Here is a 24,042-nt window from a genome sequence, read left to right on the forward strand (position 1 = left end):
GCCGCAGTAGTCTCAGCCCTCATGGAGCAGAGGCATCTCGGCCGCACCGGACTGCGCGTCTCCCGGATCGGTCTCGGCACACTGACCTGGGGCCGGTCGGCGGACGGACCGGACGAGGCGGAAGCAGCCGCGCAGTTGAAGACGTTCTGGAACGCGGGCGGCACGCTCGTGGACACGGCCGACGTGTACGGGGGCGGGGAAGCGGAGTACCTCCTCGGGCAGTTGATCGGTTCCGTCGTCCCGCGGCGCGATCTGGTGATCGCGACGAAGGCGGGCGGGGTCGCGGACCCGGACCGCCGCTTCGACGCCTCGCGCGGCCACCTCCTCGCCGCACTGGACGACTCCCTGTCCCGCCTGGACACGGACTACGTCGACCTCTGGCAGGTGCACGCCTTCGACCCCTGGACCCCGCTGGAGGAGACCCTCCAGGCGCTGGACATCGCGGTGAGCAGCGGCCGGGCGCGGTATGCGGGCGTGTCGAACTTCAGCGGCTGGCAGCTCGCGAAGGCGGCGACCTGGCAGGTCGCGGCGCCGGGGGTACGGACCCGGCTGGCGTCGACACAGATGGAGTACTCACTGCTCCAGCGCGGCGTGGAACGGGAGGTGGTCCCGGCCGCGCTGGATCTGGGGGTCTCCCTCCTCCCCTCCTCCCCGCTGGGCCGGGGCGTCCTGACGGGCAAGTACCGGTCCGGCACCCCGGCGGACTCCCGGGGCGCGTCGGAAACCCTGGCGGCCTTCGTGGACCCGTACCTGGACGAGCCGGCGAGCCGGATCGTGGACGCGGTGGCGACGGCCGCGCACGGCCTGGCGGTGACCCCGCTCCAAGTGGCCCTGGCCTGGGTCCGGGACCGCCCCGGGGTGGCCGCGCCGATCGTCGGCGCGCGCACGTCGGCGCAGCTCGGGGCGGCCCTGTCGGTGGAGGCCCTTAGTCTTCCGGAGGAGATCCGCCAAGCACTGGACGACGTCTCGGCGCCCGTCCACCGCTACCCCGATCACGACTGGAGCACCTTGTGAGCGACACCGCCGACGCCGACGCCGCTGCCGCGGAGGCCCCGGCGCCCGCCGCAGCCACCGCCCCGGAAGCCCCGGCCACCCCCGCCGCGGAACCGGACCCGACCGACCCGGAGACCGCAGACGACGCCCCCGGCGAGGGCGCAGCCGCGGACGCCTCCGACGAGGGCGAGGCCGCGGACCTGGACGGAGACGCGGCCGTCACGGACGGGTCCGGCGAAGCCGCCGACCCGGACGGAGACGCCGCCGCGGACGGAACCGCCGAGGCCAAGCCCCAGCTCAGCGAAGCCGCGGCGGAGCTGGCCGCGCAGAAGATCGAGCGGGAGCGCATCGCCCGCCGCAAGGCGGAGCGCGAAGCCCCCATCGAAGCCGGCGCCAAGCTCAGCGGCACCGCCGCCGACCTGCTGGCCGCCGTACGGGCCGTCGAGGGCGGCGGCAAGCCCCCGGCCCGGTTCGAGGCGCCCCCGGCGCCCCGCCGGCCGGAGCCCGCTCCAGCGCCCGCCCCGGCGCGCACTCCCGCACCCGCCCCCGCGCCGCAGGCGGACGCCCCCTCCCCCGACGCCGTCCAGGCGATCCGTGCCGTCCTGGCCAGGGGCGGAGCCCCCGAGGCCCTCGCCCCGCAGACCGCCGCCGCGCTCGGCGAGGACGCCGCCGAGCAGCTCGCCGAATCCCCCTGGCGGCTGCTGGCCGTCGCCGGGGTCCGCCCGACGCAGGCCGACGGCTTCGCCCGCGCCCTGCTCGGCGCCGAGGCGACCGGTCCCGGGGACGAGCGGCGGGCCGCCGCCCTGGTGGGCTGGCTGCTGGCGCAGGCCGCCGCCAAGGGCCACACCGTGCTGGAGGCCCCCACCCTGGAGTCGGCCCTCGCCCAGTACGGCGTACCGGACCCGGCGGAGGCCCTGGAGGCGGCCGTCGGCGAGGGCACCGCGCTGGCTTTCGAGGAGCCGGTCGGGCCTCCCGTAGCCGAGGACGAGGAGCAGCCCGTACGCATCCTGGTGGGCCTGGAGGGCTCCGCCATGGCCGAGGAGAGCCTCGCCGAGGGCCTGGCCCGGCTCGCCAACACCTTCACGGACCCCGCCGACTGGGACAAGGCCGCCACCGGCACCGGCGCCGAGCTGATCCGCGCCGCCGCCGGGCACGGCCTGGTCACCCACACCGGCGGCGAGGCCGCCCGCGCCGAACCCCGCGCCCTGCTCGCGGCCGCCCGGGAGTTCGGTCTGCGGGTCTGCCTGGCCGCGCACGCCCCGGCCGGGGAGGCAGTCACCGTGGCGGGCCTGCTGGCCGGCGCCGAGGGCCCGGGGCGGGACGCGGACGGGCAGTTCGCGCTGGACCTGCTCATCGTCCTGGACGCCCCGCAGCTGGACGTGGAGACGGCCGCCGCGCTGGTGGAGTCGGTCCCCGACGGGGCCCGCCTGGTGCTGTCCGGCGACCCCGCGGTGCTCGGCTCGGCCGGTCCCGGCCGGGTCTTCGCCGATGTGCTCGCGGCCCGCGCCTGCCCGCAGCTCGTCTCCCGGATCCCGGACCCGGGCCCGATCGGCGAGCTGGTCTCGGGGGTCGGCGTCGGGGAGCTCAACCAGGTCGAGGCCCCCGGCAAGGAGGTCGTCATCGTCCCGGTCCGCGACGCCGGGGAGGCGGTGCACCGCACCGTGCAGCTGGTCGCCGAGTCGGTGCCCCGCGCCTTCGGGATCCCGGCGGACGCCGTCCAGGTGATCACCCCGGGCCACGGCGGCCCGGCGGGCACCCGCGCGCTCAACGCGGCCCTCAAGGAGCGGCTGAACCCGGGCCCCGGCCGGTTCGGCGGCTTCGACCCCGGCGACCGGGTGGTCCACGTGCCCTCCGCCGGGCGGGCGCTGCCGGCCCGCGTGGTGTCGGCCGACGCACAGGGGCTGCACCTGGCCGGAGCCGCGGGCGCGCGGATCGTCGTACCGAAGGAGCGGGTGGAGTCGCAGGTGCGGCACGGCTGGGCCGTGACGGCGCACCAGGCCGTCGGCTCGCGCTGGCCCGCGGCGGTCGTCGTCCTGCCCGGGGACGCGGCTCAGGCCCTGTCGCGGGACTGGGTGTACACGGCGTTCGGCCGGGCCGAGCGGCACCTGTCGGTGGTGCACGGGGTCGACCAGGCGCTGCCGCGCGCGGTCGCGGAAGTACCGGCGAAGCCCCGCACGACCCGGCTGACGGGTCTGCTGCGGGCGCTCGTGGCGTCGGCGGCGGCGGAGCCCCGCTGATGGAACGCACCGCGGCCCCCGTCCCGGGTGGGACGGGGGCCGCGGTGCGTTCCGTACGAGGTGTCGCGCGGGGCGGGGCCGGGCCGGGGTCAGGCCGGGGTCAGACCCCGCTCGGCCGGCTCGCCGTCTTCGGCCGCTTCGCCGCCCTCGGCGTCCTCACCGTCGTCGTCTTCCTCGTCGAAGACCGAGCTGACGTCGAACCGGTGCATCACGTCCTGCGGATCGATGTGCGCGAAGGGCGAGCCGAGCCACTCCCCCGGTTCCGCGATCTCCTCCGCAGCGGCGATCCACAGCGTGGAATCGCCCTCCTCGAGCCCGAAGTCCTTGGCGCGGGAGGCGATTTCGTCCGGCTCGTACTCGCCGAAGAGCACGCCGAGCGCGTCGGCGGTGCCGCCGTCGTGGTCGAGTTCGGCCTCGCGGTCGTGTGCGACGACGCGTTCGGCCTGGGCGAGCAGGCGCGCCGGCTCGACGACGGCGTAGTCGCGGCGGATGAGCACGCTGAAGGCGGCGGGTTCGGCGGGGCCGGTGTACGGGAGCCCGTCCTCGGGAGTGGGGATCTCGAACGGGGTGACCTCGTCGTAGCGGTCGTAGAGGAGCTCGTCGTACTCCTCGGCGGCGGCGGCGAGTTCGTTGAACGCGGCGTATACGTCCGGATCATCGTCCCCGATCCTGCTCTCGACCGCGGCGAGGTGACGGTCGAGCGCGGCCTTGACCGCCTCGGCGGCGGCGCGTACCTCGGCAACAGTGGGCAGAGCGGCATCAGACATAGTGCAGACGCTATCCGTAGAGGGGCTCTCACGGCACAATAGATGCGATGCCGGAATACGAATTTGTCGACTTGTACGTGCCCCGCGGGGTTCCACGTCAGGAAACGACCCGCCTGCTGACAGAACACGCCGAGTACGGGCACTGGGAGCTCGACCGGCTGACCCTGCTTCGGGACGGCAGTCGCCGCGTGCGACTGCGCCGCCGGATCATCCGCCAGGTCCGCGCGACCTGGTGACGCGGGCCCCCGGGGCGGGACCCGCGTCCTGAGGGACCGTCAGGCCGCGCTGCGCGCCCGGCGGTAGAGCACGGCGCCCGCCAGCAGCATGCCCGCGGCCAGGGGCACTCCGGCGGTGAGGACGTCACCGGAGCCCGTGGCGGCGAGTACCCCGGCCGGGGTCGACCCGGCACTGCCACCGGCGCCGCTCCCCTGGGCGGGGTGCGTCACCGGCGTCACCGATCCGGTGCCGGGCCCCGTACCGGTACCCGCGCCGGGTCCGGCGGGAGTCCCGGGCTGCTGCTGCCCGGCACCCGGACCGCCGGGAGCGCCGTGGCCGCCGGGACCACCGGGGTTGCCATCACCGCCGGGACCGCCCGGGTTCCCGTGGCCGCCCGGACCGCCGGGGTTCTCAGGGCCCCCGGGGCCGCCCGGGTTGCCGTCGCCCCCGGGACCGCCCGGGTGTTCCGGGTGCCCCGGGCCCGTGTCCTCGTCGCACGGTTCGTGCGGTTGGTGCGGCTCGCCCGGGTGTTCGGGGTGGCTCGGGTGCTGCGGGTGTCCGGTCCGGCCCGGGAGGTTCGCGCAGTGGTTTCCGAAGGCCGGGTTCAGGGCCCCCACCACCGTCACCGTGTTCCCGCAGGCGTTCAGCGGCGCGTCCACGGGTGCCTCGAGGGCGTTCCCGGACAGCAGTCCCGGTGAGTGCGCGGCGCGGCCGGAAGCGCCGGAGTCCGCGTGTGCGTAACCCCCTCCGAGCGCGAGCAGACCCCCCGCGGCCGCCATGGTGATCAAGGTCTTCCTGCCGGTGACCTGTACCTGTCGTCGCATCTGTACTTCGTCCCCTGGTGTGTGCGTCGTGCACGCTCACACACGTGCACGCCCGGTCGGCGCACAGGCCGCACAGGCTCCCCCGCCTGGTGCGCCGAAAAGATCGTCATCGGGCCCGTAAAGCCCGGCAGCCCCGGAGCGCTGGAATGCGCTCCGGGGCCGAGAACTTCAGATACGTCAGGCGTTGACGCAGGTGTTGCCGAAAGCCGGGTTCAGCAGGCCGATCACGGAGACCGTGTTACCGCAGACGTTCACGGGAACGTGGACCGGAACCTGGACGACGTTGCCGGACAGGACACCGGGCGAACCGATGGCCGCACCCTGGGCACCCGCGTCGGCGACAGCCAGACCCGCACCCGCGAGAACCAGACCACCGGTGACAGCCGCAGCGGCGGCAACCTTCTTGAGCATTGTTCCTCCTAGTAGGCAAGCGCGGTCCCAGCCGCGGACCGCACCACCTGTAACGAGGAGGGATCACCGGGGCTACGAGCGTATGAGCGCATTCACTCTTCTCAGTGGATTTCGCACACCTTCCCGATTCCCGGGCGTTAGCTACGCCCCGTTCGGTCTCCGCCCGTCCCGCAACCGTCCAACGCCCGTCTCAGGACTCGTCGATGAACCGGTCGAGCACCCGTACGCCGAACTTCAGGCCCTCCACCGGCACCCGCTCGTCCACGCCGTGGAACATCCCGGCGAAGTCCAGCTCCGGCGGAAGCTGGAGCGGGGCGAAGCCGAAGCAGCGGATGCCGAGGTCGTCGAAGGACTTGGCGTCCGTACCGCCGGAGAGCATGTACGGGACCGCGCGGGCGATCGGGTCGTGCGCCTTCAGGGCGGTCTGCATGGCGTCCACGAGCTTGCCGTCGAAGCCCGTCTCCAGCGCCTTGTCCGCGTGGACGTCCTCGCGCTTCACGCGCGGCCCGAGGATCCGGTCGAGGTCGGCGAAGAACTCGTCCTCGTAGCCCGGCAGGAAGCGGCCGTCCACGTGGGCGGTGGCCTGGCCGGGGATGACGTTGACCTTGTAGCCGGCGCCGAGCATGGTCGGGGCGGCGGAGTTGCGCAGGGTCGCGCCGACCATCTTGGCGATGCCGCCGAGCTTGGCGAGCGTGGCGTCCATGTCGTCCGGGTCGAGCGGGGTGCCCAGCGCGTCCGAGAGCTCGTCCAGGAAGTGCCGGACGGTCTTGGTGACGCGTACGGGCCACGTGTGGCGGCCCAGGCGGCCTACGGCCTCGCAGAGCTCCGTGATGGCGTTGTCGTTGTTGGTCATGGACCCGTGGCCGGCGGTGCCCTCCACCGTCAGGCGCATCCAGTGCATGCCCTTCTGGGCGGTCTCCACCAGGTACAGCCGCAGGTTCTCGTTCACGGTGAAGGAGAAGCCGCCGACCTCGCCGATCGCCTCCGTGACCCCCTCGAAGAGGTCGGGGTGCTTGTCGACGAGGTACCGGGCGCCGTAGGTGCCGCCCGCCTCCTCGTCGGCGAGGAAGGCCAGCACGATGTCGCGCGGGGGCTTGCGGCCGCTGCGCATGCGGTCGCGTACGACGGCCAGCGTCATCGCGTCCATGTCCTTCATGTCGACCGCTCCGCGGCCCCACACGCAGCCGTCGGCGATCTCGCCGGCGAAGGGGTCGTAGGTCCAGTCGGCGGCGTTGGCCGGGACCACGTCGGTGTGCCCGTGGATGAGCAGCGCCGGCCGCGAGGGGTCCTCGCCCTCGATCCGCGCCACGGTCGAGGCCCGCCCCTTGTGCGATTCGAAGATCTTCGGCTCCAGCCCGACCTCGGCGAGCTGCTCGGCGACCCACTCGGCCGCCTTGCGCTCGCCGGGCCCGGAGTGGTCCCCGTAGTTGCTGGTGTCGATCCGGATGAGGTCCCGGCAGAGGTCGACGACCTCGTCCTCGCCGGAGACGGTCCTGCCCGCGCCCGATTCGCTCACGCTGCTTCCTCCCACTGATCAGTACCGAACTGACTCCATCCTCGCGCCCCGGGCCGCTTCCCCCAAGGGCGATCCCCGGCCGTCGGGGGGTGTGATCGAGGACCCCGGAATGTTTGGTAATGTTTTCCACGTCGGAACGGCCCGCGAGGGACGCGAGACAGACACCTTGTCCGGGTGGCGGAATGGCAGACGCGCTAGCTTGAGGTGCTAGTGCCCTTTATCGGGCGTGGGGGTTCAAGTCCCCCCTCGGACACCAAGCGAAAACCCCACTTCACGTGGGGTTTTCTGCGTTTGGGGCGGGCATCGCGCGGCGAGCCGTGCAGGGCGGGTTCGGGATATTCTGGGCCGGTGAACGAGAACCTTCCCCCCTGTCCGAAATGCTCCTGCGAGTACACCTACGAGATGAACGCCCTCGTGGTGTGCCCCGAGTGCGGGCACGAGTGGGTGCCCGCCGAGAACGACGCCGAGACCGGCGCGAACGCCGGGGAGCAGGTCGTGAAGGACGCCGTCGGGAACGTGCTGAGCGACGGCGACACCGTGACCGTCGTCAAGGCGCTCAAGGTCAAGGGCAGCCCCTCGGGGATCAAGGCCGGTACCAAGGTGCGCAACATCCGCCTCATCGACGGGGTCGACGGGCACGACATCGACTGCAAGATCGACGGCTTCGGGGCCATGCAGCTGAAGTCCAGCGTGGTCAAGAAGGCCTGAGCTCCGCTCCGCGTACGAAGAGGGGCCCCGCCACGGCGGGGCCCCTCTTCGTGTGTCCGGTGCGGATCAGGCGCGCGGGCCCGGGATCGCGGTCCCGGCCGACTCCGACTCCGCCGCCTGGTCGAGACGGAAGGCCTCGTTGCCCAGGCCGATGCGGGCGTGCACCACGGGGCGGGCGGAGCGCAGGAAGAGCCCGTACGCCAGGCCCACGAGGGCGGCGGCGGCGATGATGCCGGGCAGGGCCCAGCTCAGCGCGGAGCCCTCCTCGGCGCCGACCAGGACGCCGAAGTCCTTGACCGTGTAGACGGCGATGGCGAGCAGCGCGAGGCCTGCGAGGCCCGCCGCGCCGAGCCGCCAGAGCTGGGCGCCGGCGGTGCCGCGGCGGACGAAGAAGGCGATGACCGCGAAGGAGGCGGTGGCCATGAGGAGGGTCACGCCGAGGGCGCCGACGCTGCCCATCCAGGTGAACAGGTGCAGGACGGGCACGGTGGGGTCGCCGGTCGGCGTGTCGTCGGTGAAGGCGAAGGCCAGGACGACCACGACGGAGATCACGGTCTGCAGGAGCGAGCCGGTGGCGGGCGCGCCGGTGCCGGCGTTGGTGCGGCCGAAGGCGACCGGGAGCAGGCCCTCGCGGCCCATGGCGAAGGCGTAGCGGGAGACGACGTTGTGGAAGCTGAGCATCGCCGCGAACATGCCGGTCACGAACAGGATGTGCAGGACGTCGGTGAAGGTGGCGCCCAGGCGGCTCTCGGTGAGCTGGAAGAGCAGGCCGGGGCCGGCCTCGGCGGAGGCCTTGACCACCTCGCCGGGGCCGGTGGCGACGCTGAGGGCCCAGGCGCTGAGGGCGAAGAAGAGGGCGACGAACCCGACGGCGAGGAACATCACCCGGGAGACGACGATGTGCGGCTTGCTGGTCTCCTCGGCGTACACCGGGGACTGCTCGAAGCCGACGAAGGCGGCGATGCAGAAGCACAGGGCGGTGCCGAGGCCCGCGCCGGTGAGGGTCTCAGGGTTGAAGGCGTGCAGGGAGAGGCCTTCAGGGCCGGGCTCGCCGAGGGCGGCGACGTCGAAGACGACGACGAGGAGGACCTCGATGAGCAGGAGGACGCCGAGGACCTTGGCGTTGAGGTCGATCTTGAGCCAGCCGAGGGCGCCGGTGAGGGCGACGGCGGCCAGGGCCGGTATCCACCAGGCGAGTTCGGTGTCGAGGTAGGTCGCGAAGAGGCCGGAGATCTCGAAGCCGAGGATGCCGTAGACGCCGACCTGCATGGCGCTGTAGGCGACGAGGGCGACGAGCGAGGCGCCGGCGCCGGCGGTGGGGCCGAGTCCGCGCGCGATGTAGGCGTAGAAGGCGCCGGCGTTGTGGACGTGCCGGCTCATCTCGGCGTAGCCGACGCTGAAGAGGGCGAGGACGGCGCCGAGGATCACGAACAGCAGGGGCTGTCCGACGATGCCCATGACCCCGAAGGTGGTGGGCATGACACCCGCGACGACCATCAGGGGCGCGCTCGCGGCGAGCACGGAGAGCAGCAGACCGGCGGTGCCGAGGCGGTCGGCGCGCAGGGCGCGGTCCTGGCCCTTGTACGTACGGATCTCGGCCTGGCCGGCCGGGTCGGTGAGCGTGGTGGATCTGCCCGTCGGCATGGCGGGGTGTCCTTTCGGCGTGGGGACTGAGCGGTCTGGCTGAGCGGTACTGGCTGGCGTTTCTGGCTGAGCGGCTGAGCGGGTACTTGCTGGGCGGTACTTGCTGAGCGGTGCCGGCCGGGTGGTGCCGGCCGGTCTGGGTCAGGCGGTGCCGAGCGCGGCGCTGCGTGCGGCGAGGAAGGCCTTGTGCGGGTCGAGGTCCGGGTAGGACCACGGGGCCTGGGTGGCGTGGCTGCCGATGCGCTGGAAGAGGGCGGCGGCCTCGGCGGGGCGGCCCTCGCAGAGCTTGGCGTGGGCGAGGAAGTTGAGGTCCACCCGGTTGCGGGGGTGGTCCTCGCGCTCCCACTCCAGCCACCAGTCGAAGGCGGAGCGCAGCACCTGGCGGGCGCGGCGGCCGGACCAGTGCTCGACTCCGGCGTCCGGGCCATGGCCCTGCGCGGCGGCGAGGACGCGGTAGCGCTCTGCGTGGGCGATGACGGGGAGGACGGCGAGCGGGGAGTCGGCAGGGGATTCCTCGGCGGCCCAGGCGGCGAAGTCGTAGACCTCGTGGAGCGGGTCGCGGCCGGCGGCGGGGGCCCGTTCGGCCAGTCGGGAGACCATCAGGTGGTGGGCGTGGTGGTGTTCGCGGTGGCGGGCCCGGACCTGGTCGAAGTGGCGGCTGAACTCCTCTTCGGTGCCGAAGGCGCGGGTGAGGAGCAGCAGGCCGAGCCAGGGGGTGGGGTCGGCCGGGAGCAGGGCCGCGGCGCGGCGGCAGGCCTCCTCGGCGGCCTCGGGGGTGCCCTTGCGGCGCAGGGCGCCGAAGACGGCCGCGCAGGCGAGGAGGGTGACGGCGTCGGCGCTCTCCGGTTCGGCGAGGAGCCACTCGCGAGCCCAGGCGGTGGCGGCCGGGGTTTCGGCGAGGACGACGAGGCGGTGCCCGCGGCGGTCCCAGTCGTCGCCGGTGGCGACGAGGAGGGTGCGGGCCTTGACCCAGCGGCCCTGGGTGAACTGCGCGCGGACGTCGACGAGTTCGCTGTCGCAGAGCGCGGGGTCGAAGAGCTGGGCGTCCCGCTTGCGGGCGCGGCCGAGGGGCGGCGGAGGCGGCGACATCCGCGGGATTCCCTCCAGGACGCGGGCGGTTGGACGGTGTGGCTGGAAGATCACGCACAGCAAAGCGGTACGCACAGCTCCGCGTCAAGGTCCAGTCCACCGCCTGGCTCGTTTCAACTGGTCGTTCGAAACGACGAGTTGATGCGGTTGTTCCGGTTCGTGGCAGGTTGTCGGCAGGTTGTCGGCACGTTGCCGACAGGGCGCACACCTACCCGGGCGGGGTCGCCCGCAGGATCGTAGGGTGGGTCCATGACTGCCTACGAAGATCTCCCGCCTGTCGAGTTCGCCTTCCCGGGGCCGCTGCGCGACAAGCTGGTGGCGGCCGTCCTGAGCGGCGCCAAGACCACGACCACGGGCGTCCTGGCGGACTACGAGGCAGCGGGGGACCCGCTGCCCGTGGCGGGCGAGATGATGGTGATCGTGGACTCCGCCGAGCGTCCGGTGGGTGTCCTGGAGGTGACGGACGTACGGGTGCTGCGGCTGGCGGACGTGGACCTGCGGCACGCGCTGGACGAGGGCGAGGGGTTCACGTCCGTGGCCGAATGGCGCGCCGGGCACGAGGAGTTCTGGCACGGGCCGCAGATGCGGGAGGCCGTCGGCGACCCGGACTTCACGGTCGACGACGACACCCCGGTCGTGGCGGAGCGGTTCCGCCTGGTAACCCGGCTGCCCTAAGCAGCCGGGGTCAGGAGACGCGGTCAGGAGACGCGTCCAGGAGACGGATTGCAGGAGACGGGTTCAGGAGACGGCCGCGGACGCCGCGCGGCCCGCCGCCCGGCCCGAGAAGATGCAGCCGCCGAGGAAGGTGCCCTCCAGGGCCCGGTAGCCGTGGACGCCGCCGCCGCCGAAGCCGGCCGCCTCGCCCGCCGCGTAGAGACCCGGGAGGGGTTCTCCCGTGGCGGTCAGGACGCGGGAGGAGAGGTCGGTCTCCAGGCCGCCCAGGGACTTGCGGGTCAGGATCGAGAGCCGGACGGCGATCAGCGGGCCCGCCGCGGGATCCAGGATCCGGTGCGGGGCGGCGGTGCGGATCAGCTTGTCACCGAGGTACTTGCGGGCGCCGTGGATCGCCGTGACCTGGAGGTCCTTGGTGAAGGGGTTGGCGATCTCGCGGTCGCGGGAGACGACCTCGCGCCGGACGGTCTCCTCGTCGAGGAGTCCGTCCTTGGTGATCGCGTTCATGCCGCGCACCAGCGCGGAGAGGTCCTTCTCGACCACGAAGTCGGCGCCGTTGTCCATGAAGGCCTGCACCGGTCCGGGGACCGCCTGGCGGGCCCGGTCGATGACCCCGCGGACGGACTTGCCCGTGAGGTCCGGGTTCTGCTCGGACCCGGAGAGCCCGAACTCCTTGCCGATGATGCGCTGGTTGAGGACGAACCACGTGTGGTCGTGGCCGGTCTTCATGATGTGGTCGAGCGTGCCGAGGGTGTCGAAGCCCGGGAAGAGCGGTACGGGCAGTCGCTTGCCGGTGGCGTCCAGCCAGAGCGAGGACGGGCCGGGCAGGATGCGGATGCCGTGCCGGGACCAGATCGGGTTCCAGTTCTCTATGCCCTCGGTGTAGTGCCACATCCGGTCCTTGTTGATGTGGCTGGCGCCGGCCCCTTCCGCGATGCCCAGCATCAGGCCGTCCACGTGGGCCGGGACCCCGGAGAGCATCCGTGCGGGCGGCGTGCCCAGGCGGGCCGGCCACTGGGCCCGTACGAGGTCGTGGTTGCCGCCGATGCCGCCGCTGGTCACGATCACGGCCTGGGCGCGCAGGGAGAACTCGCCGGTGGCCTCGCGGCTGCTCGCGGTGCCGCGTACGGCGCCGGAGGGGGCCAGGACCTCGCCGGTCACGGTGTCGAGGGTGCCCGCCGTACGGGAGAGCCCGGTGACCCGGTGGCGGAACTTCAGCTGGACCAGTCCGCGGGCCACCCCGGCCCGTACGCGGCGCTCGAAGGGTTCCACGAGGCCGGGGCCGGTGCCCCAGGTGATGTGGAAGCGGGGGACGGAGTTGCCGTGGCCGTTGGCGTCGTAGCCGCCGCGTTCCGCCCAGCCGACGACGGGGAAGAAGCGGACGCCCTGGGCGTGCAGCCAGGGGCGCTTCTCGCCGGCGGCGAAGTCCACGTAGGCCTCGGCCCAGCGGCGCGGCCAGGCGTCCTCCTCGCGGTCGAAGCCGGCGGTGCCGGACCAGTCCTGGAGGGCCAGCTCGCGGGTGTCCTTGATCCGCATGCGGCGCTGCTCGGGCGAGTCGACGAAGAACAGGCCGCCGAAGGACCAGTGGGCCTGGCCTCCCATGGACTGTTCGGGCTCCTGGTCGAGCAGGATGACCTTGCGGCCGGCGTCGACGAGCTCGGCGGTGGCCACGAGGCCCGCGAGCCCGGCCCCGATCACGATCACGTCTGCGTCGTACGTCATGTGGAACCCGTCCTCCGTCGGTGGTGGGGCGATCCTTTGCTACGGAGCGGTAACCAGTCAACAGGAGCGGAGGGATCACGGCATGAGCGCGGCCGACGAGGTACTGGACGTGGTGGACCGGGAGGACCGGGTGACGGGGCGCGCCCCGCGGGGCGAGGTGTACGCGGCCGGGCTGATCCACCGCTGCGTGTTCGTGCTGGCCACGGACGGGCAGGGGCGGATCTTCACGCACCGGCGGACGGATTCGAAGCTGGTCTTCCCCTCGTTCTACGACATGTTCGTGGGCGGGGTGGTCGGCGCCGGCGAGAGCTACGCGGAGGCCGCCCTGCGGGAGGCCGAGGAGGAGCTGGGGGTGGCGGGGCTGGGGCAGCCCGAGCCGCTGTTCAAGTTCCTGTACGAGGGCCCGGGCGGTGCCTGGTGGAGCTACGTGCACGAGGTCCGCTGCGAGCTGCCCGTCCGGCCGCAGGCCTCGGAGGTTGCCTGGTACGCGTGGCTGCCCGGGGAGGAGGTGGAGCGGCGGGTCGGGGACGGATCCTGGCCGTGGGTGCCGGACGGGCTGGAGGCGTACCGCAGGCTGCTGGAGTTCCGCTCGGGGAGCCGCTAGGGCCTGTCGTCAAACTCCCGTCGTCGCCCGAAGGGCGGCCGCGCGGCGTCTGGTGCGTGCTCTCGGCGCGCCGGGCGAAAGTCCGCGTACTGGACGTACTCGGGCTTTCGCCCGGTGCGGCGAGAGCGCGTGCCAGGCGTCGCGCGGCAGACGGGAGTTTGACGACAGGCCCTAGTGCTGTGGCCGGAAAGGTTTGCCGGGTCGCGGTGTTCGGTGCGGTGCCTCGCAAGGCGGAGGGCCGTGCCTCGTACTGGACGTACTTGCACGGTCCGACAACGCGGCGAGGTGCCGTGCCGGGCGCCGCGACACGGTGAACCTTTCCGGTCACAGCACTAGGGACTGTCTTCAAAGGGTTCTGATGGGGGATCATGTGTTGCATGGTGCGTCGTCATGAGCTGTCGGATCTGGAGTGGGAAGCGTTGTCCGCGCTGTTGCCGCGGTCGTCGTCGGGGCGGCCGCGGCTGGATGACCGGCGGGTGCTGAACGGGATCGTGTGGAAGCTTCGGACGGGTACGGCGTGGCGTGATGTGCCGGCACGGTATGGGTCTTGGCAGACTCTGTACACACGTTTCCGCAGGTGGGCGCTGGACGGAACGTTCACGCGGATGCTGGCCGCGGTCCAGGCAGAGAGAGATGCGGCCGGTGACATCGACTGGCTGGTATCGGTCGACTCCACGGTCGCGCGGGCCCATCAGCATGCCGCCGGTGCCCGCAAAAAGGGGCAGGGCGGGGGGACGAAGTGTGTGATCACGCCCTCGGTCGATCCCGAGGCGGACTGACCACGAAGATCCACCTCGCCTGCGACGGTCGCGGCCGTCCGCTCGGCTTCGTCCTCACCGGCGGCAACGCCGCCGACTGCACGCGCTTCGAGGAAGTCATGCGCACCATCAAGGTCGGCCGGGCCGGGCCCGGCCGACCTCGAACCCGCCCTGACCATGTTCTGGGCGACAAGGGCTACAGCTCCCGCAAAATACGCGCCTACCTGCGTAAACGCGGCATCGGCCACACGATCCCGGAACGCCGTGACCAGCGCGCCAACCGATCCCGTCGAGGCCGTGCCGGAGGCAGACCGTGTGCCTTCGACAGGCTGCTTTACAAGAAGCGCAACGTGGTCGAGCGCTGCTTCAATCGCCTTAAGCAGTTCCGCGCGATCGCCACTCGCTATGACAAAACCCGCGAGTCCTACCAGGCAGCCGTCACCATCGCGTCCCTGTTCCTCTGGCTAAAACCCCTTTGAAGACACTCCCTAGGACGGGTCGCCAGTAGATTGGGCGGGTGATCGACTTCGTCAAGGACGTGCGGCTGTGGTTCGCGCCGGCTCGGGTGAGAGACGAGGGCGTGACCCCCGACTACCGCTTCTCGCTGGCCAACGAGCGGACCTTCCTGGCCTGGATCAGGACCGCCCTGGCCCTGATCGGCGGCGGGTTCGCCGTGGACCAGTTCCTGCCCGACCTGCGGTGGGCGGTGCGCGTGGGGATGGCCATCGCGCTGCTCGCGGTGGGCGCGGCCTGTGCGCTGCGCGCGGTGAACCACTGGGTGCAGTGCGACCGGGCCATGCGGCGCGGCGAGGACCTGCCGGTGTCCCGGTTCCCGGTGGTGCTGAGTCTGGGGGTGGGGCTGGTCGCGGTGGCGATGATGGTGGTGGTCCTGCTGGGCTGGACGAAGGGGCGGTGAGCACCCCGGCCGGCGCCGCCGACCGCGAGGACCCCGGCGGCCGCGACCCGGGGCTGCAGCCCGAGCGGACCCGGCTCGCGTGGCGGCGTACGACGCTGTCGTGCGCGGTGGTGGCGGTACTGGCGGTGCGCCAGGCGCTGCACGGAAACGGCGGCACCCCGGCGGGCGTCGCCGGGGCGGCGGTGATCGTGCTGTTCTGGCTGGCGTTCCTGTGGGCGGCGCACCGGCGGGTGAAGGAGATGGAGGCGGCGCGGCCGGCCGGGCTCTCGGCGGGTGCGGCGCTGGCCGTGACGGCGTGCACGGTGGGCCTGGCCGTGTTCGCGATGGCGCTCATCGTGTGAGGCTACGAACCGATGGTCCGCCTTGTGGTGCCACTCCGGCGCGCAAGCGGCACAAAGGGCGATCCGGGACGATCCGCACTAGCGTCGGCCTCATGACGACTCTGCACCAGGAACACCCCGCGCAGGAGCACGCCCACGCCCACGGTCCCGACTGCGGCCACCGGGTGGTCGAACACGGCGACCACGTCGACTACGCCCACGACGGCCATCTGCACCGCGAGCACGCCGGCCACTGGGACGAATGCGAGCCCGCCGGGCACGCCCCGCACACCGCCCACGAGCACGCCCACGGCACGGACTGCGGTCACGACTCGGTCCCGCACGGGGACCACGTCGACTACCTGCACGACGGGCACCGGCACGCGGCGCACGACGGCCACTACGACGACCACTGACGGCCCCTCGGGGCCACTGAGGGCCGCCGAGGTTGCTGACGGCCGCTGACGGCCGTTGACGGAGTTCTCTCTCCCCCGGGCCGCCGCGACTGGCAGGATGCCGAAGGCCCGTCACAGCGACCCGGGGAGAGCACGGATGCCCGCCGAAGACCCGTACCTCGTCCAGCCCGCGCCAGGGGTGTACGCCTACGTGCAGCCGGACGGCGGCTGGTGCCTCAACAACGCCGGCTTCGTGACCGGCGGCGGCCGGACGCTCCTCGTCGATACGGCGGCCACCGAGCGGCGGGCCCTGGCCCTGCGCGCGGCGGTACTGGCCGCCGGGGCGCCGCTCCCCCGCACGGTGGTCAACACCCACCACCACGGCGACCACACCTACGGCAACGGCGTGTTCGCCCCGGAGGCGCTGATCCTGGGGCACGAGAACGCGCGCTCCGAGCAGCTCGCCGCCGGGCACCAGCTGGAGCTGATCTGGCCGGTGAACGACTTCGGGGCGCTGGAGATCACCGCGCCCGATCTGACGTACGGCGACCGGATGACGCTGTACGTCGGGGAGACCGAGGTGCGGGTCCTCCACCCGGGCGTCGCGCACACGACGGGCGATTCCCTCGTGTGGCTGCCCGAGCAGCGGATCGTCTTCACCGGCGACCTGGTCTTCGCGGAGGGCACGCCCTTCCTGGCGATGGGCTCGCTGGCCGGTTCGCTGCGGGCCCTGGAGCTGCTGCGCTCGCTCGGCGCGGAGAAGGTGGTCCCGGGACACGGGCCGCTGACGGATCCCGGCGCGTACGAGGCCACCGAGCGCTATCTGCGGTACGTGGCCGAGCTGGCCCGGGAGGGCCGCACGAAGGGGCTGACCCCGCTGGAGGCGGCCCGGCAGGCCGACCTCGGGGAGTTCGCGGCCTGGCGGGAGAGCGAGCGGCTGGTGGCCAACCTGCACCGGGCCTACGCGGAACTGGCCGGGGAGCCCGAGGGGGTCCCGCTGGACATCCTCGCGGTGCTGCGGGACATGACGGTGATGAACGGCGGGACGCCGATCCTCTGCCACGCCTGACCGGACGGGGCGGCGGGGCGGCGGGGCGGGACGGGGCGGCGGGGCGAGGCAGGGCGGAGGTCTCTTCGGCTCGGGCACTGGACGACATACCGACTGGTCGGCATCATGGGTCGCGATCGTTCCGTCGTCGTCAACTCCGTACGGAGGCGCGCACCATGACCTCAGCCCCGGGCCCGGCCCCCTCCCCGGATCCCTCCCCCGGCCCCTCCGCGGCCCCCTCCGGCCCGCGGGGCCTCGATCTGGAGCGGCTGCGGAGTCATCTCGACCGGGCGCGGCCGGGCCTCGTGGCCGGGCCGCTGACCGGCCGGCTGATCGAAGGCGGCCGCTCGAACCTCACGTACGAGGTGGGCGACGGGACCTCCCGGTGGGTGGTGCGCCGGCCGCCGCTGGGACACGTACTGGCCACCGCGCACGACATGCGGCGCGAGCACCGGGTCATCGCGGCGCTGCACGGCACCGCGGTACCGGTGCCCGAGCCGCTGCTGCTGTGCGAGGACGAGGCCGTGCTGGGGGCGCCGTTCTACGTGATGGAGTACGTGGACGGGGTGCCGTACCGGACGGCCGGCCAGCTCGCGGCGCTCGGCCCCGAGCGGACCCGGCGGGCGGTGCTGGGCCTGGTGGACACCCTGGTCGACCTGCACGCGGTGGACCCGGAGGCCGTGGGCCTGGGCGATTTCGGCCGGCCCGAGGGCTTCCTGGACCGGCAGCTGCGCCGCTGGGGCAAGCAGCTCGCGGCCTCCCGGGGGCGGGAGCTCGCCGGGATCGACGAGCTGCACGGCTCCCTCGGGCGCGCCCTGCCCGACTCCCCCGCGCCCACGGTGGTGCACGGTGACTTCCGGCTGGACAACGTGCTGATCGGCGGCTCCGGGGACGGCGACGACGGCACGGACCGGATCCGGGCGGTGCTGGACTGGGAGATGTCCACGCTCGGCGATCCGCTGACGGACCTCGGGCTGCTGGTGATGTACAGCTCCGACCTGGGCCTGACCGATTCCCCGGTCAGCACGACCAGCGGCGCTCCCGGTCATCCGGCGCCCGCCGAGCTGATCGAGCGGTACGCGGCCCGCTCGGGCCGGGACACCTCGCAGGTGGCCTGGTACACGGCCTTCGCCTGGTTCAAGCTCGCGGTGATCCTCGAGGGCATCCACTACCGCTTCACGCTCGGGCAGACCGTCGGCTCGGGCTTCGACCGGATCGGCGAGCTCGTCCCGGTGTTCATCGAGCACGGTCTGACCACCCTCCAGGAAGGCTGAGGAACCCCCATGGATTTCGCATTCGACGCCCGCACCGAGGAACTCCGCGGACGGCTCCTCACGTTCATGGAGGAGTACGTCTACCCGGCGGAACCCGTCGCCGCCGAGCAGCGCGCGCGGCTGGCCTCGCCCTGGGACACCCCGGCCGTGTTCGGTGAACTGAAGGCCGAGGCGCGCCGTCAGGGACTCTGGAACCTCTTCCTTCCGAACGCGGAGCACGGCGCCGGGCTGACCAACCTCCAGTACGCCCCGCTCGCCGAGATCACCGGCCGCAGCCCGCACCTGGCGCCGACGGCGACGAACTGCGCGGCTCCGGACACCGGGAACATGGAGCTGCTCGCGCAGTTCGGGAACGAGGAGCAGAAGAAGCAGTGGCTGGAGCCGCTGCTGGCCGGGGAGATCCGGTCCGCGTTCGCGATGACCGAGCCGGAGGTGGCCTCCTCGGACGCCACGAACATCGAGACCCGGATCGAGCGGTCCGCGAGCGGCGACGAGTATGTGATCACCGGCCGCAAGTGGTTCATCTCCGGGGCCATGAACCCGGACTGCAAGGTCTTCATCGTCATGGGCAAGACCGACCCCGGGAGCGCCGACCCGCGCCGCCAGCAGTCGATGGTCCTGGTCCCCCGGGACACTCCGGGGGTCGAGATCCGGCGTGCGATGACGGTGTACGGGTACGAGGACCACGACCACGGCGGTCACGCCGAGGTCGTCTTCGACGGAGCCCGGGTCCCGGCGGGGAACCTGATCGGCGAGGAGGGCGGCGGCTTCGCCATCGCCCAGGCCCGCCTCGGGCCGGGGCGGATCCACCACTGCATGCGGCTCATCGGCATGGCGGAGCGGGCCATCGAGCTGATGTGCCGGCGCGCGGTGGGACGTACCGCCTTCGGCAAGGAGCTGGCCGCGCAGGGCGTCGTACAGAACTGGATCGCGGACGCCCGGGTGAGCGTGGAGCAGCTGCGGCTGCTGGTGCTCAAGACGGCCTGGCTGATGGACACGGCCGGCAACCGGGGGGCGCACACCGAGATCCAGGCCATCAAGATCGCGACCCCGCGGGCGGTGGTGCGGATCCTGGACGACGCGGTGCAGTTGCACGGCGCGGGCGGGGTGAGCCAGGACTTCCCGCTGGCCGAGCTGTGGGCGGCGGCGCGGACGCTGCGGCTGGCGGACGGGCCGGACGAGGTGCACCAGCGCTCGCTGGCGCACCGGGAGCTGAAGCGGTACCGGTAGCCTCCGGCGGGCGTGGCGGGGGACTTCGGTCCCGCGGGAGTGGACCTTTAATGGTCCAGACCACCGGGGGAAGTCCGATATATTCGGGATGTCCCCCACTGAAAGTGCCCTTCGCCATGCCCAGCTCCACCCTGGCCCCCGCCTCCGCGCCGCACGCCACGGCCTCCCCCGTCACCGCGCCGCAGGCCATGGCCAACCCCGGCCCGCTCGGCCTGGCGGCGTTCGCCCTCACCACCTTCGTGCTCAGCCTCTTCAACTCGGGGCTGATCTCGAACGCCACGCTCAGCGCCGTCGTCCTGCCGCTGGCGCTGTTCTACGGCGGCCTCGCGCAGTTCGTCGCGGGCGTGATGGAGTTCCGCCGCGGCAACACCTTCGGGACCACGGCGTTCGTCTCGTACGGCGCGTTCTGGATGTCCTTCGCGGGCTACGTGAAGTTCGTCGTCCCGACGCTGCCGGCCGACCAGGCGCACGTGGCGACCGGCTGGTTCCTCGTGGCCTGGTTCCTCTTCACCGCGTACATGTCGATCGCCGCCATGAAGCTGGACCTCGCACACCGGGTGCTGTTCGTCTCGCTGGCGCTGACCTTCCTGTTCCTCGCCCTCGGCGACCTGGCGCAGAGCACGGCACTGGGCCACACCGGCGGCTTCCTCGGCCTCTTCACCGCGGGCGTCGCCTGGTACATCTCCTTCGCGGTCGTCGCCAAGGAGACCTGGGGCCGCGAGGTCGCACCGCTGGGTTAGGACGTCTCCACGGCCGTCGGCGCGGCAGCGATGCTGGCAGCGGCGACGGTGGCGGTGACGACGGTGGTGGTGGCGGGGTGGCCCGCCGCCGTCTCGATGACCTCGTCCAGCACCTCACGGGACCGGAGCAGATCGGCGATCAGCCGGTCGATCCGGTCCCGTTCCGCTGTCAGCTCGGCGACGAGCGCGGGCGTGGCCCGTACGTTCGGCCCGCCGTCCGTATCGCGCATGCAGGGCAGGATCTGCCCGATCTTCGCGCTGTGCAGTCCGGCCGCGTAGAGCTCCTGGATCCGGATGACCCGGTCCACCGCCCGCTCCGTGTAGTCGCGGTGGCCGCCCGGCGTCCGGTCGGAGACCAGCAGTCCCTGCGTCTCGTAGTACCGCAGCGAACGCTCGCTGACCCCGGTGCGCGCCGCCAACTCCCCGATCCGCATGTGCACTCCGCCCCGCGTCCCGACTTGAATCTGACATCAACGTCAGGTTTTACGGTACCGGCATGACGCAGACACAGCAGGTCCCCACCGCATCCCCGCTCTTCGAATCCGCCCGCCTCGGCGGCCTGGAGCTCCCCAGCCGCCTGGTCATGGCGCCCCTGACCCGCAACCGGGCCGGGGCCGACGGGGTCCCCGGGTCCCTCATGGCCACCTACTACGCCCAGCGCGCCTCGGCCGGTCTGATCATCGCCGAGGGCACCACCCCGAGCGCCGTCGGGCAGACCTACCCGAACATCCCCGGCATCCACAGTCCGGCGCAGATCGCCGGCTGGCGCCGCGTCACCGACGCCGTGCACGCCGCCGGCGGGCGGATGTTCCTCCAGCTTCAGCACGGCGGCCGGGTCGGTCACCCCGACACCAGCGGGCACGTCCCGCTCGCCCCCTCGGCGGTGCGCTTCCTTGAACCGCTGCAGACCCCCGGCGGGCTCCAGGAGGCCGTCGACCCGCGGGAGATGACGCCCGAGGACATCGAGGCGACCGTCGCGGACTTCGCGAACGCCGCCCGCAATGCCGTCGAGGCGGGCTTCGCCGGGGTGGAGGTGCACTCCGCGAACGGCCACCTGCTCCACCAGTTCCTGGCGCGGAACACCAACCGGCGCACGGATGGGTGGGGCGGGCCGGTGGCGGGCCGGATCCGGTTCACCACCGAGGTGGTACGGGCCGTCGCCGAGGCGATCGGCCCCGAGCGGGTCGGCGTACGGATCTCCCCCGGAGTCAACGTCAACGGCGTCGAGGAGGGCGACACCGAGGAGATCTACCCGGCGCTGGTCGAGGCCCTGGCGCAGATCGGGCCGGTCTATCTGCACCTGGTCCACGCCGACCCGGACCAGCCCCTCTTCCGGAAGATCCGCGCGGCCTGGCCCGGCACCCTGATCGCCAACCCCCGGCTGTCCCACGAGGAGGTCGCCTCCGACGGCGGCAGGCCGCGGGGCGAGGCGCTCCTGGCCGGCGGCGCCGACCTGGTCGCGCTCGGGCGGGGCTTCCTCGCCAACCCCGACTTCGTGGAGCGGCTGCGCACCGGCGCCCCGCTCAACGCGCTCCGGCCGGAGTTCCTGATGTACGTGTCCGGGCCGGAGGGCTACACCGACTACCCCGCGCTCCCGGCCCCTAGGGACGCAGCGCCCGCATCAGCAGGTCCGCGAGGTGGTCGGCTACCTGCTGCGGCGTGAGCGGGCCGTCCTCGCGGTACCAGGTCGACAGGTGGTGGACGGAGCCGAAGTGGTAGTCCACCACCAGGTCGGCCGGGGTGGCGTCGGAGAAGACCCCGGCGGCCTGCCCCTCCTCGACCAGGGCGCGGAAGCGCTCGTGGTAGCGCCGGCGCTCCGCCCTGACCTGCTTGTACTTCTCCGGGCTCAGCTGGTGCATGGAGCGGAAGAAGATCGCCGCGTCGTCCAAGTTCTCGATCGTGGTGACCACCACGTCGGCGGCCGCGGCGCGCAGCCGCTCCTCCACCGGGGCGTCGGAATCGGCCACCGCGTCGAGCCGCTGCTGCTGGAGCCGCAGCATGCGCGCGTACACCTCGTGCAGCAGATCGTCCTTGGAACCGAAGTAGTGGTAGAGCGCGCCCTTGGTGACCCCGGCCGCCTCGACGATCTCCTGGACCGAGGTCCGCTCGAAGCCCCGCTCGGCGAACAGCCTGGTCGCGACGGCGAGCAGCCGGCGCGGTACCGGGGCCTCGTGCGCCCCGACGGTCTCCGTCGTGGTCCTGGCGGCCATGGCTGTCGCCTCCCTTTCGTGTTCCTGGCGTGTGCGGCTCCGTGCGGACGCGGTCCGGCCGTTTTCAGCCGTGGTCGCGTGTCCGCAGTTCCCGTCGCAGGATCTTGCCACTGGTCGTCTTCGGAAGGACAGGCAGGATCTCCACCCGGCGCGGGTATTTGTACGCGGCGAGGCGCTCGGCGCAGTACGCGGACAGTTCCGCCGGGTCGGCCTCGGCCCCGGGGCGCAGGCTGACGTAGGCCTTCACGCTCTCCCCGCGGTAGGGGTCGGGGATGCCGACGACGGCCGCCTCGCGCACGGCGGGGTGGGTGTAGAGCACGTCCTCCACCTCGCGCGGCCAGACCTTGAAGCCGGAGGCGTTGATCATGTCCTTCTTGCGGTCGACCACGTAGAGCCAGCCCTCGGGATCCATGAACCCGACGTCTCCGGTGCGCAGTTCGCCGTCCGGGAAGGCCTTGGCCGTGTCGGCGGGCAGGCCCCAGTAGCCGGGTACGACCTGGGGTCCGCGTACGGCTATCTCCCCGGTCTCCCCGAAGGGGACCTCGGCGCCGCTCTCGTCGAGGATCCGTACGAGGGTGTCGGCGCCGGGCACGCCCACGGAGAGGGTGCCCGAGGCCGGGTCGACGGGGGCTTCGCGGTGCACGGGCACGGAGGCGCAGGGGGCGGTGCATTCGGTGAGGCCGTAGCCGTTGCGCAGGTAGAAGCCGTAGGCGGCGCGCAGGCGTTCGACCAGGGCGGGCGGCAGCGGGGCGCCGCCGGAGGAGACCACCTGGAAGGAGGCGAAGTGGTCCGGGGTGGCCCCGGGGTGGGCGGCGAGCGCCATGAAGGCGGTGGCCGGGCCCACGGTGTAGGCGGGGCGGTGTTCGAGGAAGGCGTCGAGGACGGCTCCGGCCTCGAAGCGGTGGGCGAGGACCAGGGTGCCGGCGTTGGTGACGCAGGCGGCGAGCTCGCACACCATGCCGGTGATGTGGAAGAGCGGGGCGAGCGCGAAGTAGCCGGCGCCTTCGGGGAGGGGGTGGCCGGTCACCTGGCGCACGGCGTTGTGGGTGAGCGCGCCGTGCGGGTTCATGGCGCCCTTGGGGGTGCCGCTGGTGCCCGAGGTGTAGCTGATGAGGGCGGTGTCGGCGGCCGTGAGCTCCGGGTCGGGCGGGGCGGGGTGGCCCCGGCGGGCCACGGCGTGGAGATCGGCGGCGTCGGCCGCCTGCTCCGGGCGGCCCGGCGCGAGGACCCGTATGTCGTCGCGGGTCTGGAAGTCCAGGTCGCAGGCGGTCAGGACGGTGCGTACGGCGGTCCCCTGCGCGGCCCCGCGCAGGTACGCGGACCAGGCGCGGGCCTCGCAGACCAGGGCGGTGGCCCCGGAGTCGCGCAGGATGTGGCCGACCTCGCCGGACTTGTACATGGGGTTGAGCGGGACCACGACCGCCCCGGCCTTCCAGGCGGCCAGGACGGCGAGCACGAAGTGCGGCGTGTTCTGGAGCATGACCGCGACCCGGTCCCCGCGGCGGGTGCCGTGGGCGGCGAGGTGGCCGGCGAGGGAGTCGGAGAGCGCGTCGGCCTCGGCGTAGGTGAGGCGGCCGTCGAAGTAGGCGAGCGCGGTGCGTCCGGGGGCGCGGGCGACGGCGGCGCGGAAGGCGTGCAGCACGCTGGGCGGGGGCGCGATCGGGGCCCGCTGGACCGGGCTGAGCAGGCCGAGCCAGGGCTTGGCGGCGTAGCGGGAGGGCGGGGGCGCGGGCTGCTGCGGGGCCGGG

Annotated in this window: 24 protein-coding genes, 1 tRNA gene and 1 pseudogene; 16 read left to right on the plus strand and 10 right to left on the minus strand. The window is 72.9% G+C overall.

What is annotated here, in order from left to right:
- Positions 1-21 precede the first annotated feature (21 nt).
- Positions 22-1,014: an aldo/keto reductase gene (locus AC3IYI_RS07940; protein ID WP_489409510.1), complete on the plus strand. Its 993-nt coding sequence runs from the start codon at positions 22-24 to the stop codon at positions 1,012-1,014.
- Complete coding sequence (locus AC3IYI_RS07945) at positions 1,011-3,230, plus strand: helix-hairpin-helix domain-containing protein (protein ID WP_489409511.1); 2,220 nt, start codon at positions 1,011-1,013, stop codon at positions 3,228-3,230. The genes AC3IYI_RS07940 and AC3IYI_RS07945 overlap by 4 nt, the downstream gene beginning before the upstream one ends.
- Before the next feature lie 89 nt (positions 3,231-3,319).
- Here AC3IYI_RS07945 and AC3IYI_RS07950 read toward each other — a convergent pair whose 3' ends face one another.
- Positions 3,320-3,997, minus strand: a complete 678-nt coding sequence (locus AC3IYI_RS07950) for a hypothetical protein (RefSeq protein ID WP_489409512.1) — start codon at positions 3,995-3,997, stop codon at positions 3,320-3,322.
- Positions 3,998-4,044: 47 nt separating this feature from the next.
- Here AC3IYI_RS07950 and AC3IYI_RS07955 point away from each other — a divergent pair, with 47 nt between their 5' ends.
- Entirely contained in the window at positions 4,045-4,233 is a 189-nt protein-coding gene (locus AC3IYI_RS07955) for a DUF5703 family protein (RefSeq protein WP_243333977.1), read from the plus strand.
- Between the two features lie 39 nt (positions 4,234-4,272).
- On the opposite strand, the gene AC3IYI_RS07960 is transcribed toward AC3IYI_RS07955, so the two are convergent.
- The 3 genes from AC3IYI_RS07960 to AC3IYI_RS07970 form a co-directional block, all read right to left on the minus strand.
- On the minus strand, positions 4,273-5,037 hold the full coding sequence (locus AC3IYI_RS07960; RefSeq protein ID WP_489409513.1) for a chaplin: 765 nt from the start codon (positions 5,035-5,037) through the stop codon (positions 4,273-4,275).
- A 177-nt stretch (positions 5,038-5,214) separates the two neighbouring features.
- Complete coding sequence (gene chpH, locus AC3IYI_RS07965; RefSeq protein WP_489409514.1) at positions 5,215-5,448, minus strand: chaplin ChpH; 234 nt, start codon at positions 5,446-5,448, stop codon at positions 5,215-5,217.
- A 190-nt stretch (positions 5,449-5,638) separates the two neighbouring features.
- Entirely contained in the window at positions 5,639-6,964 is a 1,326-nt protein-coding gene (locus AC3IYI_RS07970) for a M20/M25/M40 family metallo-hydrolase (protein WP_327251929.1), read from the minus strand.
- A gap of 168 nt (positions 6,965-7,132) precedes the next feature.
- Here AC3IYI_RS07970 and AC3IYI_RS07975 point away from each other — a divergent pair.
- Positions 7,133-7,220 (plus strand) — tRNA-Leu (locus AC3IYI_RS07975).
- 92 nt (positions 7,221-7,312) lie between these two features.
- A complete protein-coding gene (locus tag AC3IYI_RS07980; protein WP_489409515.1) occupies positions 7,313-7,672 on the plus strand; it encodes a zinc ribbon domain-containing protein YjdM in 360 nt (119 codons plus the stop codon).
- Between the two features lie 66 nt (positions 7,673-7,738).
- On the opposite strand, the gene AC3IYI_RS07985 is transcribed toward AC3IYI_RS07980, so the two are convergent.
- On the minus strand, positions 7,739-9,316 hold the full coding sequence (locus AC3IYI_RS07985; RefSeq protein ID WP_489409516.1) for an APC family permease: 1,578 nt from the start codon (positions 9,314-9,316) through the stop codon (positions 7,739-7,741).
- Positions 9,317-9,457: 141 nt separating this feature from the next.
- Entirely contained in the window at positions 9,458-10,405 is a 948-nt protein-coding gene (locus AC3IYI_RS07990) for a hypothetical protein (RefSeq protein ID WP_489409517.1), read from the minus strand.
- A gap of 249 nt (positions 10,406-10,654) precedes the next feature.
- Between AC3IYI_RS07990 and AC3IYI_RS07995 the strand changes: the two genes are divergently transcribed.
- Positions 10,655-11,080 (plus strand): ASCH domain-containing protein, encoded by a 426-nt coding sequence (locus tag AC3IYI_RS07995; RefSeq protein WP_489409518.1) that lies wholly within the window; start codon positions 10,655-10,657, stop codon positions 11,078-11,080.
- A 63-nt stretch (positions 11,081-11,143) separates the two neighbouring features.
- On the opposite strand, the gene AC3IYI_RS08000 is transcribed toward AC3IYI_RS07995, so the two are convergent.
- A complete protein-coding gene (locus AC3IYI_RS08000) occupies positions 11,144-12,799 on the minus strand; it encodes an FAD-binding dehydrogenase (RefSeq protein WP_489409519.1) in 1,656 nt (551 codons plus the stop codon).
- Positions 12,800-12,881: 82 nt separating this feature from the next.
- On the opposite strand from AC3IYI_RS08000, the gene AC3IYI_RS08005 reads away from it, so the two are divergent.
- The 9 genes from AC3IYI_RS08005 (at position 12,882) to AC3IYI_RS08045 (ending at position 20,084) form a co-directional block, all read left to right on the plus strand.
- The gene (locus AC3IYI_RS08005; RefSeq protein WP_489409520.1) at positions 12,882-13,403 is read left to right on the plus strand and encodes an NUDIX domain-containing protein; all 522 of its coding nucleotides are present in this window, start codon (positions 12,882-12,884) and stop codon (positions 13,401-13,403) included.
- Between the two features lie 377 nt (positions 13,404-13,780).
- Positions 13,781-14,640 (plus strand): IS5 family transposase gene (locus AC3IYI_RS08010; protein ID WP_489409521.1). Its coding sequence is split into 2 segments (ribosomal slippage): positions 13,781-14,129 and positions 14,129-14,640, totalling 861 coding nucleotides; the frame shifts between segments, so codons are not numbered across the junction.
- A gap of 38 nt (positions 14,641-14,678) precedes the next feature.
- Entirely contained in the window at positions 14,679-15,077 is a 399-nt protein-coding gene (locus AC3IYI_RS08015; RefSeq protein ID WP_489409522.1) for a YidH family protein, read from the plus strand.
- A complete protein-coding gene (locus AC3IYI_RS08020; protein WP_489409523.1) occupies positions 15,074-15,418 on the plus strand; it encodes a DUF202 domain-containing protein in 345 nt (114 codons plus the stop codon). The genes AC3IYI_RS08015 and AC3IYI_RS08020 overlap by 4 nt, the downstream gene beginning before the upstream one ends.
- Before the next feature lie 92 nt (positions 15,419-15,510).
- The gene (locus AC3IYI_RS08025; RefSeq protein ID WP_489409524.1) at positions 15,511-15,813 is read left to right on the plus strand and encodes a hypothetical protein; all 303 of its coding nucleotides are present in this window, start codon (positions 15,511-15,513) and stop codon (positions 15,811-15,813) included.
- Positions 15,814-15,949: 136 nt separating this feature from the next.
- Positions 15,950-16,861 (plus strand): MBL fold metallo-hydrolase, encoded by a 912-nt coding sequence (locus AC3IYI_RS08030; RefSeq protein ID WP_489409525.1) that lies wholly within the window; start codon positions 15,950-15,952, stop codon positions 16,859-16,861.
- A 155-nt stretch (positions 16,862-17,016) separates the two neighbouring features.
- Positions 17,017-18,114, plus strand: coding sequence for a phosphotransferase family protein (locus AC3IYI_RS08035; RefSeq protein WP_489409526.1), 1,098 nt, complete (start codon positions 17,017-17,019; stop codon positions 18,112-18,114).
- A gap of 9 nt (positions 18,115-18,123) precedes the next feature.
- The gene (locus AC3IYI_RS08040; protein ID WP_489409527.1) at positions 18,124-19,344 is read left to right on the plus strand and encodes an acyl-CoA dehydrogenase family protein; all 1,221 of its coding nucleotides are present in this window, start codon (positions 18,124-18,126) and stop codon (positions 19,342-19,344) included.
- A gap of 116 nt (positions 19,345-19,460) precedes the next feature.
- Positions 19,461-20,084, plus strand: coding sequence for an acetate uptake transporter (locus AC3IYI_RS08045; protein ID WP_489409528.1), 624 nt, complete (start codon positions 19,461-19,463; stop codon positions 20,082-20,084).
- A gap of 86 nt (positions 20,085-20,170) precedes the next feature.
- Here the strand turns inward: AC3IYI_RS08045 and AC3IYI_RS08050 are convergent.
- Positions 20,171-20,518, minus strand: a pseudogene (locus tag AC3IYI_RS08050) (MerR family transcriptional regulator); the annotation flags it as partial.
- A gap of 62 nt (positions 20,519-20,580) precedes the next feature.
- Here AC3IYI_RS08050 and AC3IYI_RS08055 point away from each other — a divergent pair.
- Positions 20,581-21,747 (plus strand): alkene reductase, encoded by a 1,167-nt coding sequence (locus tag AC3IYI_RS08055; RefSeq protein WP_489409529.1) that lies wholly within the window; start codon positions 20,581-20,583, stop codon positions 21,745-21,747.
- On the opposite strand, the gene AC3IYI_RS08060 is transcribed toward AC3IYI_RS08055, so the two are convergent.
- Both AC3IYI_RS08060 and AC3IYI_RS08065 read right to left on the minus strand, forming a co-directional pair.
- Positions 21,686-22,294, minus strand: coding sequence for a TetR/AcrR family transcriptional regulator (locus AC3IYI_RS08060; RefSeq protein ID WP_489409530.1), 609 nt, complete (start codon positions 22,292-22,294; stop codon positions 21,686-21,688). The two genes, AC3IYI_RS08055 and AC3IYI_RS08060, sit on opposite strands and share 62 nt — an antisense overlap.
- 64 nt (positions 22,295-22,358) lie before the next feature.
- Positions 22,359-23,981: a class I adenylate-forming enzyme family protein gene (locus AC3IYI_RS08065; protein WP_489411466.1), complete on the minus strand. Its 1,623-nt coding sequence runs from the start codon at positions 23,979-23,981 to the stop codon at positions 22,359-22,361.
- Positions 23,982-24,042: the final 61 nt, after the last annotated feature.

It is taken from the genome of Streptomyces sp. GL_148, from assembly GCF_057834205.1.

What these genes read in the sequence shown, in the direction of transcription:
- AC3IYI_RS07940 (WP_489409510.1), top strand. Translation starts at nt 22, where the DNA reads ATGGAGCAGAGGCATCTCGGCCGCACCGGACTGCGCGTCTCCCGGATC.
- AC3IYI_RS07950 (WP_489409512.1), bottom strand. Translation starts at nt 3,997, where the DNA reads ATGTCTGATGCCGCTCTGCCCACTGTTGCCGAGGTACGCGCCGCCGCC.
- AC3IYI_RS07955 (WP_243333977.1), top strand. Translation starts at nt 4,045, where the DNA reads ATGCCGGAATACGAATTTGTCGACTTGTACGTGCCCCGCGGGGTTCCA.
- AC3IYI_RS07960 (WP_489409513.1), bottom strand. Translation starts at nt 5,037, where the DNA reads ATGCGACGACAGGTACAGGTCACCGGCAGGAAGACCTTGATCACCATG.
- chpH (WP_489409514.1), bottom strand. Translation starts at nt 5,448, where the DNA reads ATGCTCAAGAAGGTTGCCGCCGCTGCGGCTGTCACCGGTGGTCTGGTT.
- AC3IYI_RS07985 (WP_489409516.1), bottom strand. Translation starts at nt 9,316, where the DNA reads ATGCCGACGGGCAGATCCACCACGCTCACCGACCCGGCCGGCCAGGCC.
- AC3IYI_RS07990 (WP_489409517.1), bottom strand. Translation starts at nt 10,405, where the DNA reads ATGTCGCCGCCTCCGCCGCCCCTCGGCCGCGCCCGCAAGCGGGACGCC.
- AC3IYI_RS07995 (WP_489409518.1), top strand. Translation starts at nt 10,655, where the DNA reads ATGACTGCCTACGAAGATCTCCCGCCTGTCGAGTTCGCCTTCCCGGGG.
- AC3IYI_RS08000 (WP_489409519.1), bottom strand. Translation starts at nt 12,799, where the DNA reads ATGACGTACGACGCAGACGTGATCGTGATCGGGGCCGGGCTCGCGGGC.
- AC3IYI_RS08005 (WP_489409520.1), top strand. Translation starts at nt 12,882, where the DNA reads ATGAGCGCGGCCGACGAGGTACTGGACGTGGTGGACCGGGAGGACCGG.
- AC3IYI_RS08025 (WP_489409524.1), top strand. Translation starts at nt 15,511, where the DNA reads ATGACGACTCTGCACCAGGAACACCCCGCGCAGGAGCACGCCCACGCC.
- AC3IYI_RS08030 (WP_489409525.1), top strand. Translation starts at nt 15,950, where the DNA reads ATGCCCGCCGAAGACCCGTACCTCGTCCAGCCCGCGCCAGGGGTGTAC.
- AC3IYI_RS08035 (WP_489409526.1), top strand. Translation starts at nt 17,017, where the DNA reads ATGACCTCAGCCCCGGGCCCGGCCCCCTCCCCGGATCCCTCCCCCGGC.
- AC3IYI_RS08040 (WP_489409527.1), top strand. Translation starts at nt 18,124, where the DNA reads ATGGATTTCGCATTCGACGCCCGCACCGAGGAACTCCGCGGACGGCTC.
- AC3IYI_RS08045 (WP_489409528.1), top strand. Translation starts at nt 19,461, where the DNA reads ATGCCCAGCTCCACCCTGGCCCCCGCCTCCGCGCCGCACGCCACGGCC.
- AC3IYI_RS08055 (WP_489409529.1), top strand. Translation starts at nt 20,581, where the DNA reads ATGACGCAGACACAGCAGGTCCCCACCGCATCCCCGCTCTTCGAATCC.
- AC3IYI_RS08060 (WP_489409530.1), bottom strand. Translation starts at nt 22,294, where the DNA reads ATGGCCGCCAGGACCACGACGGAGACCGTCGGGGCGCACGAGGCCCCG.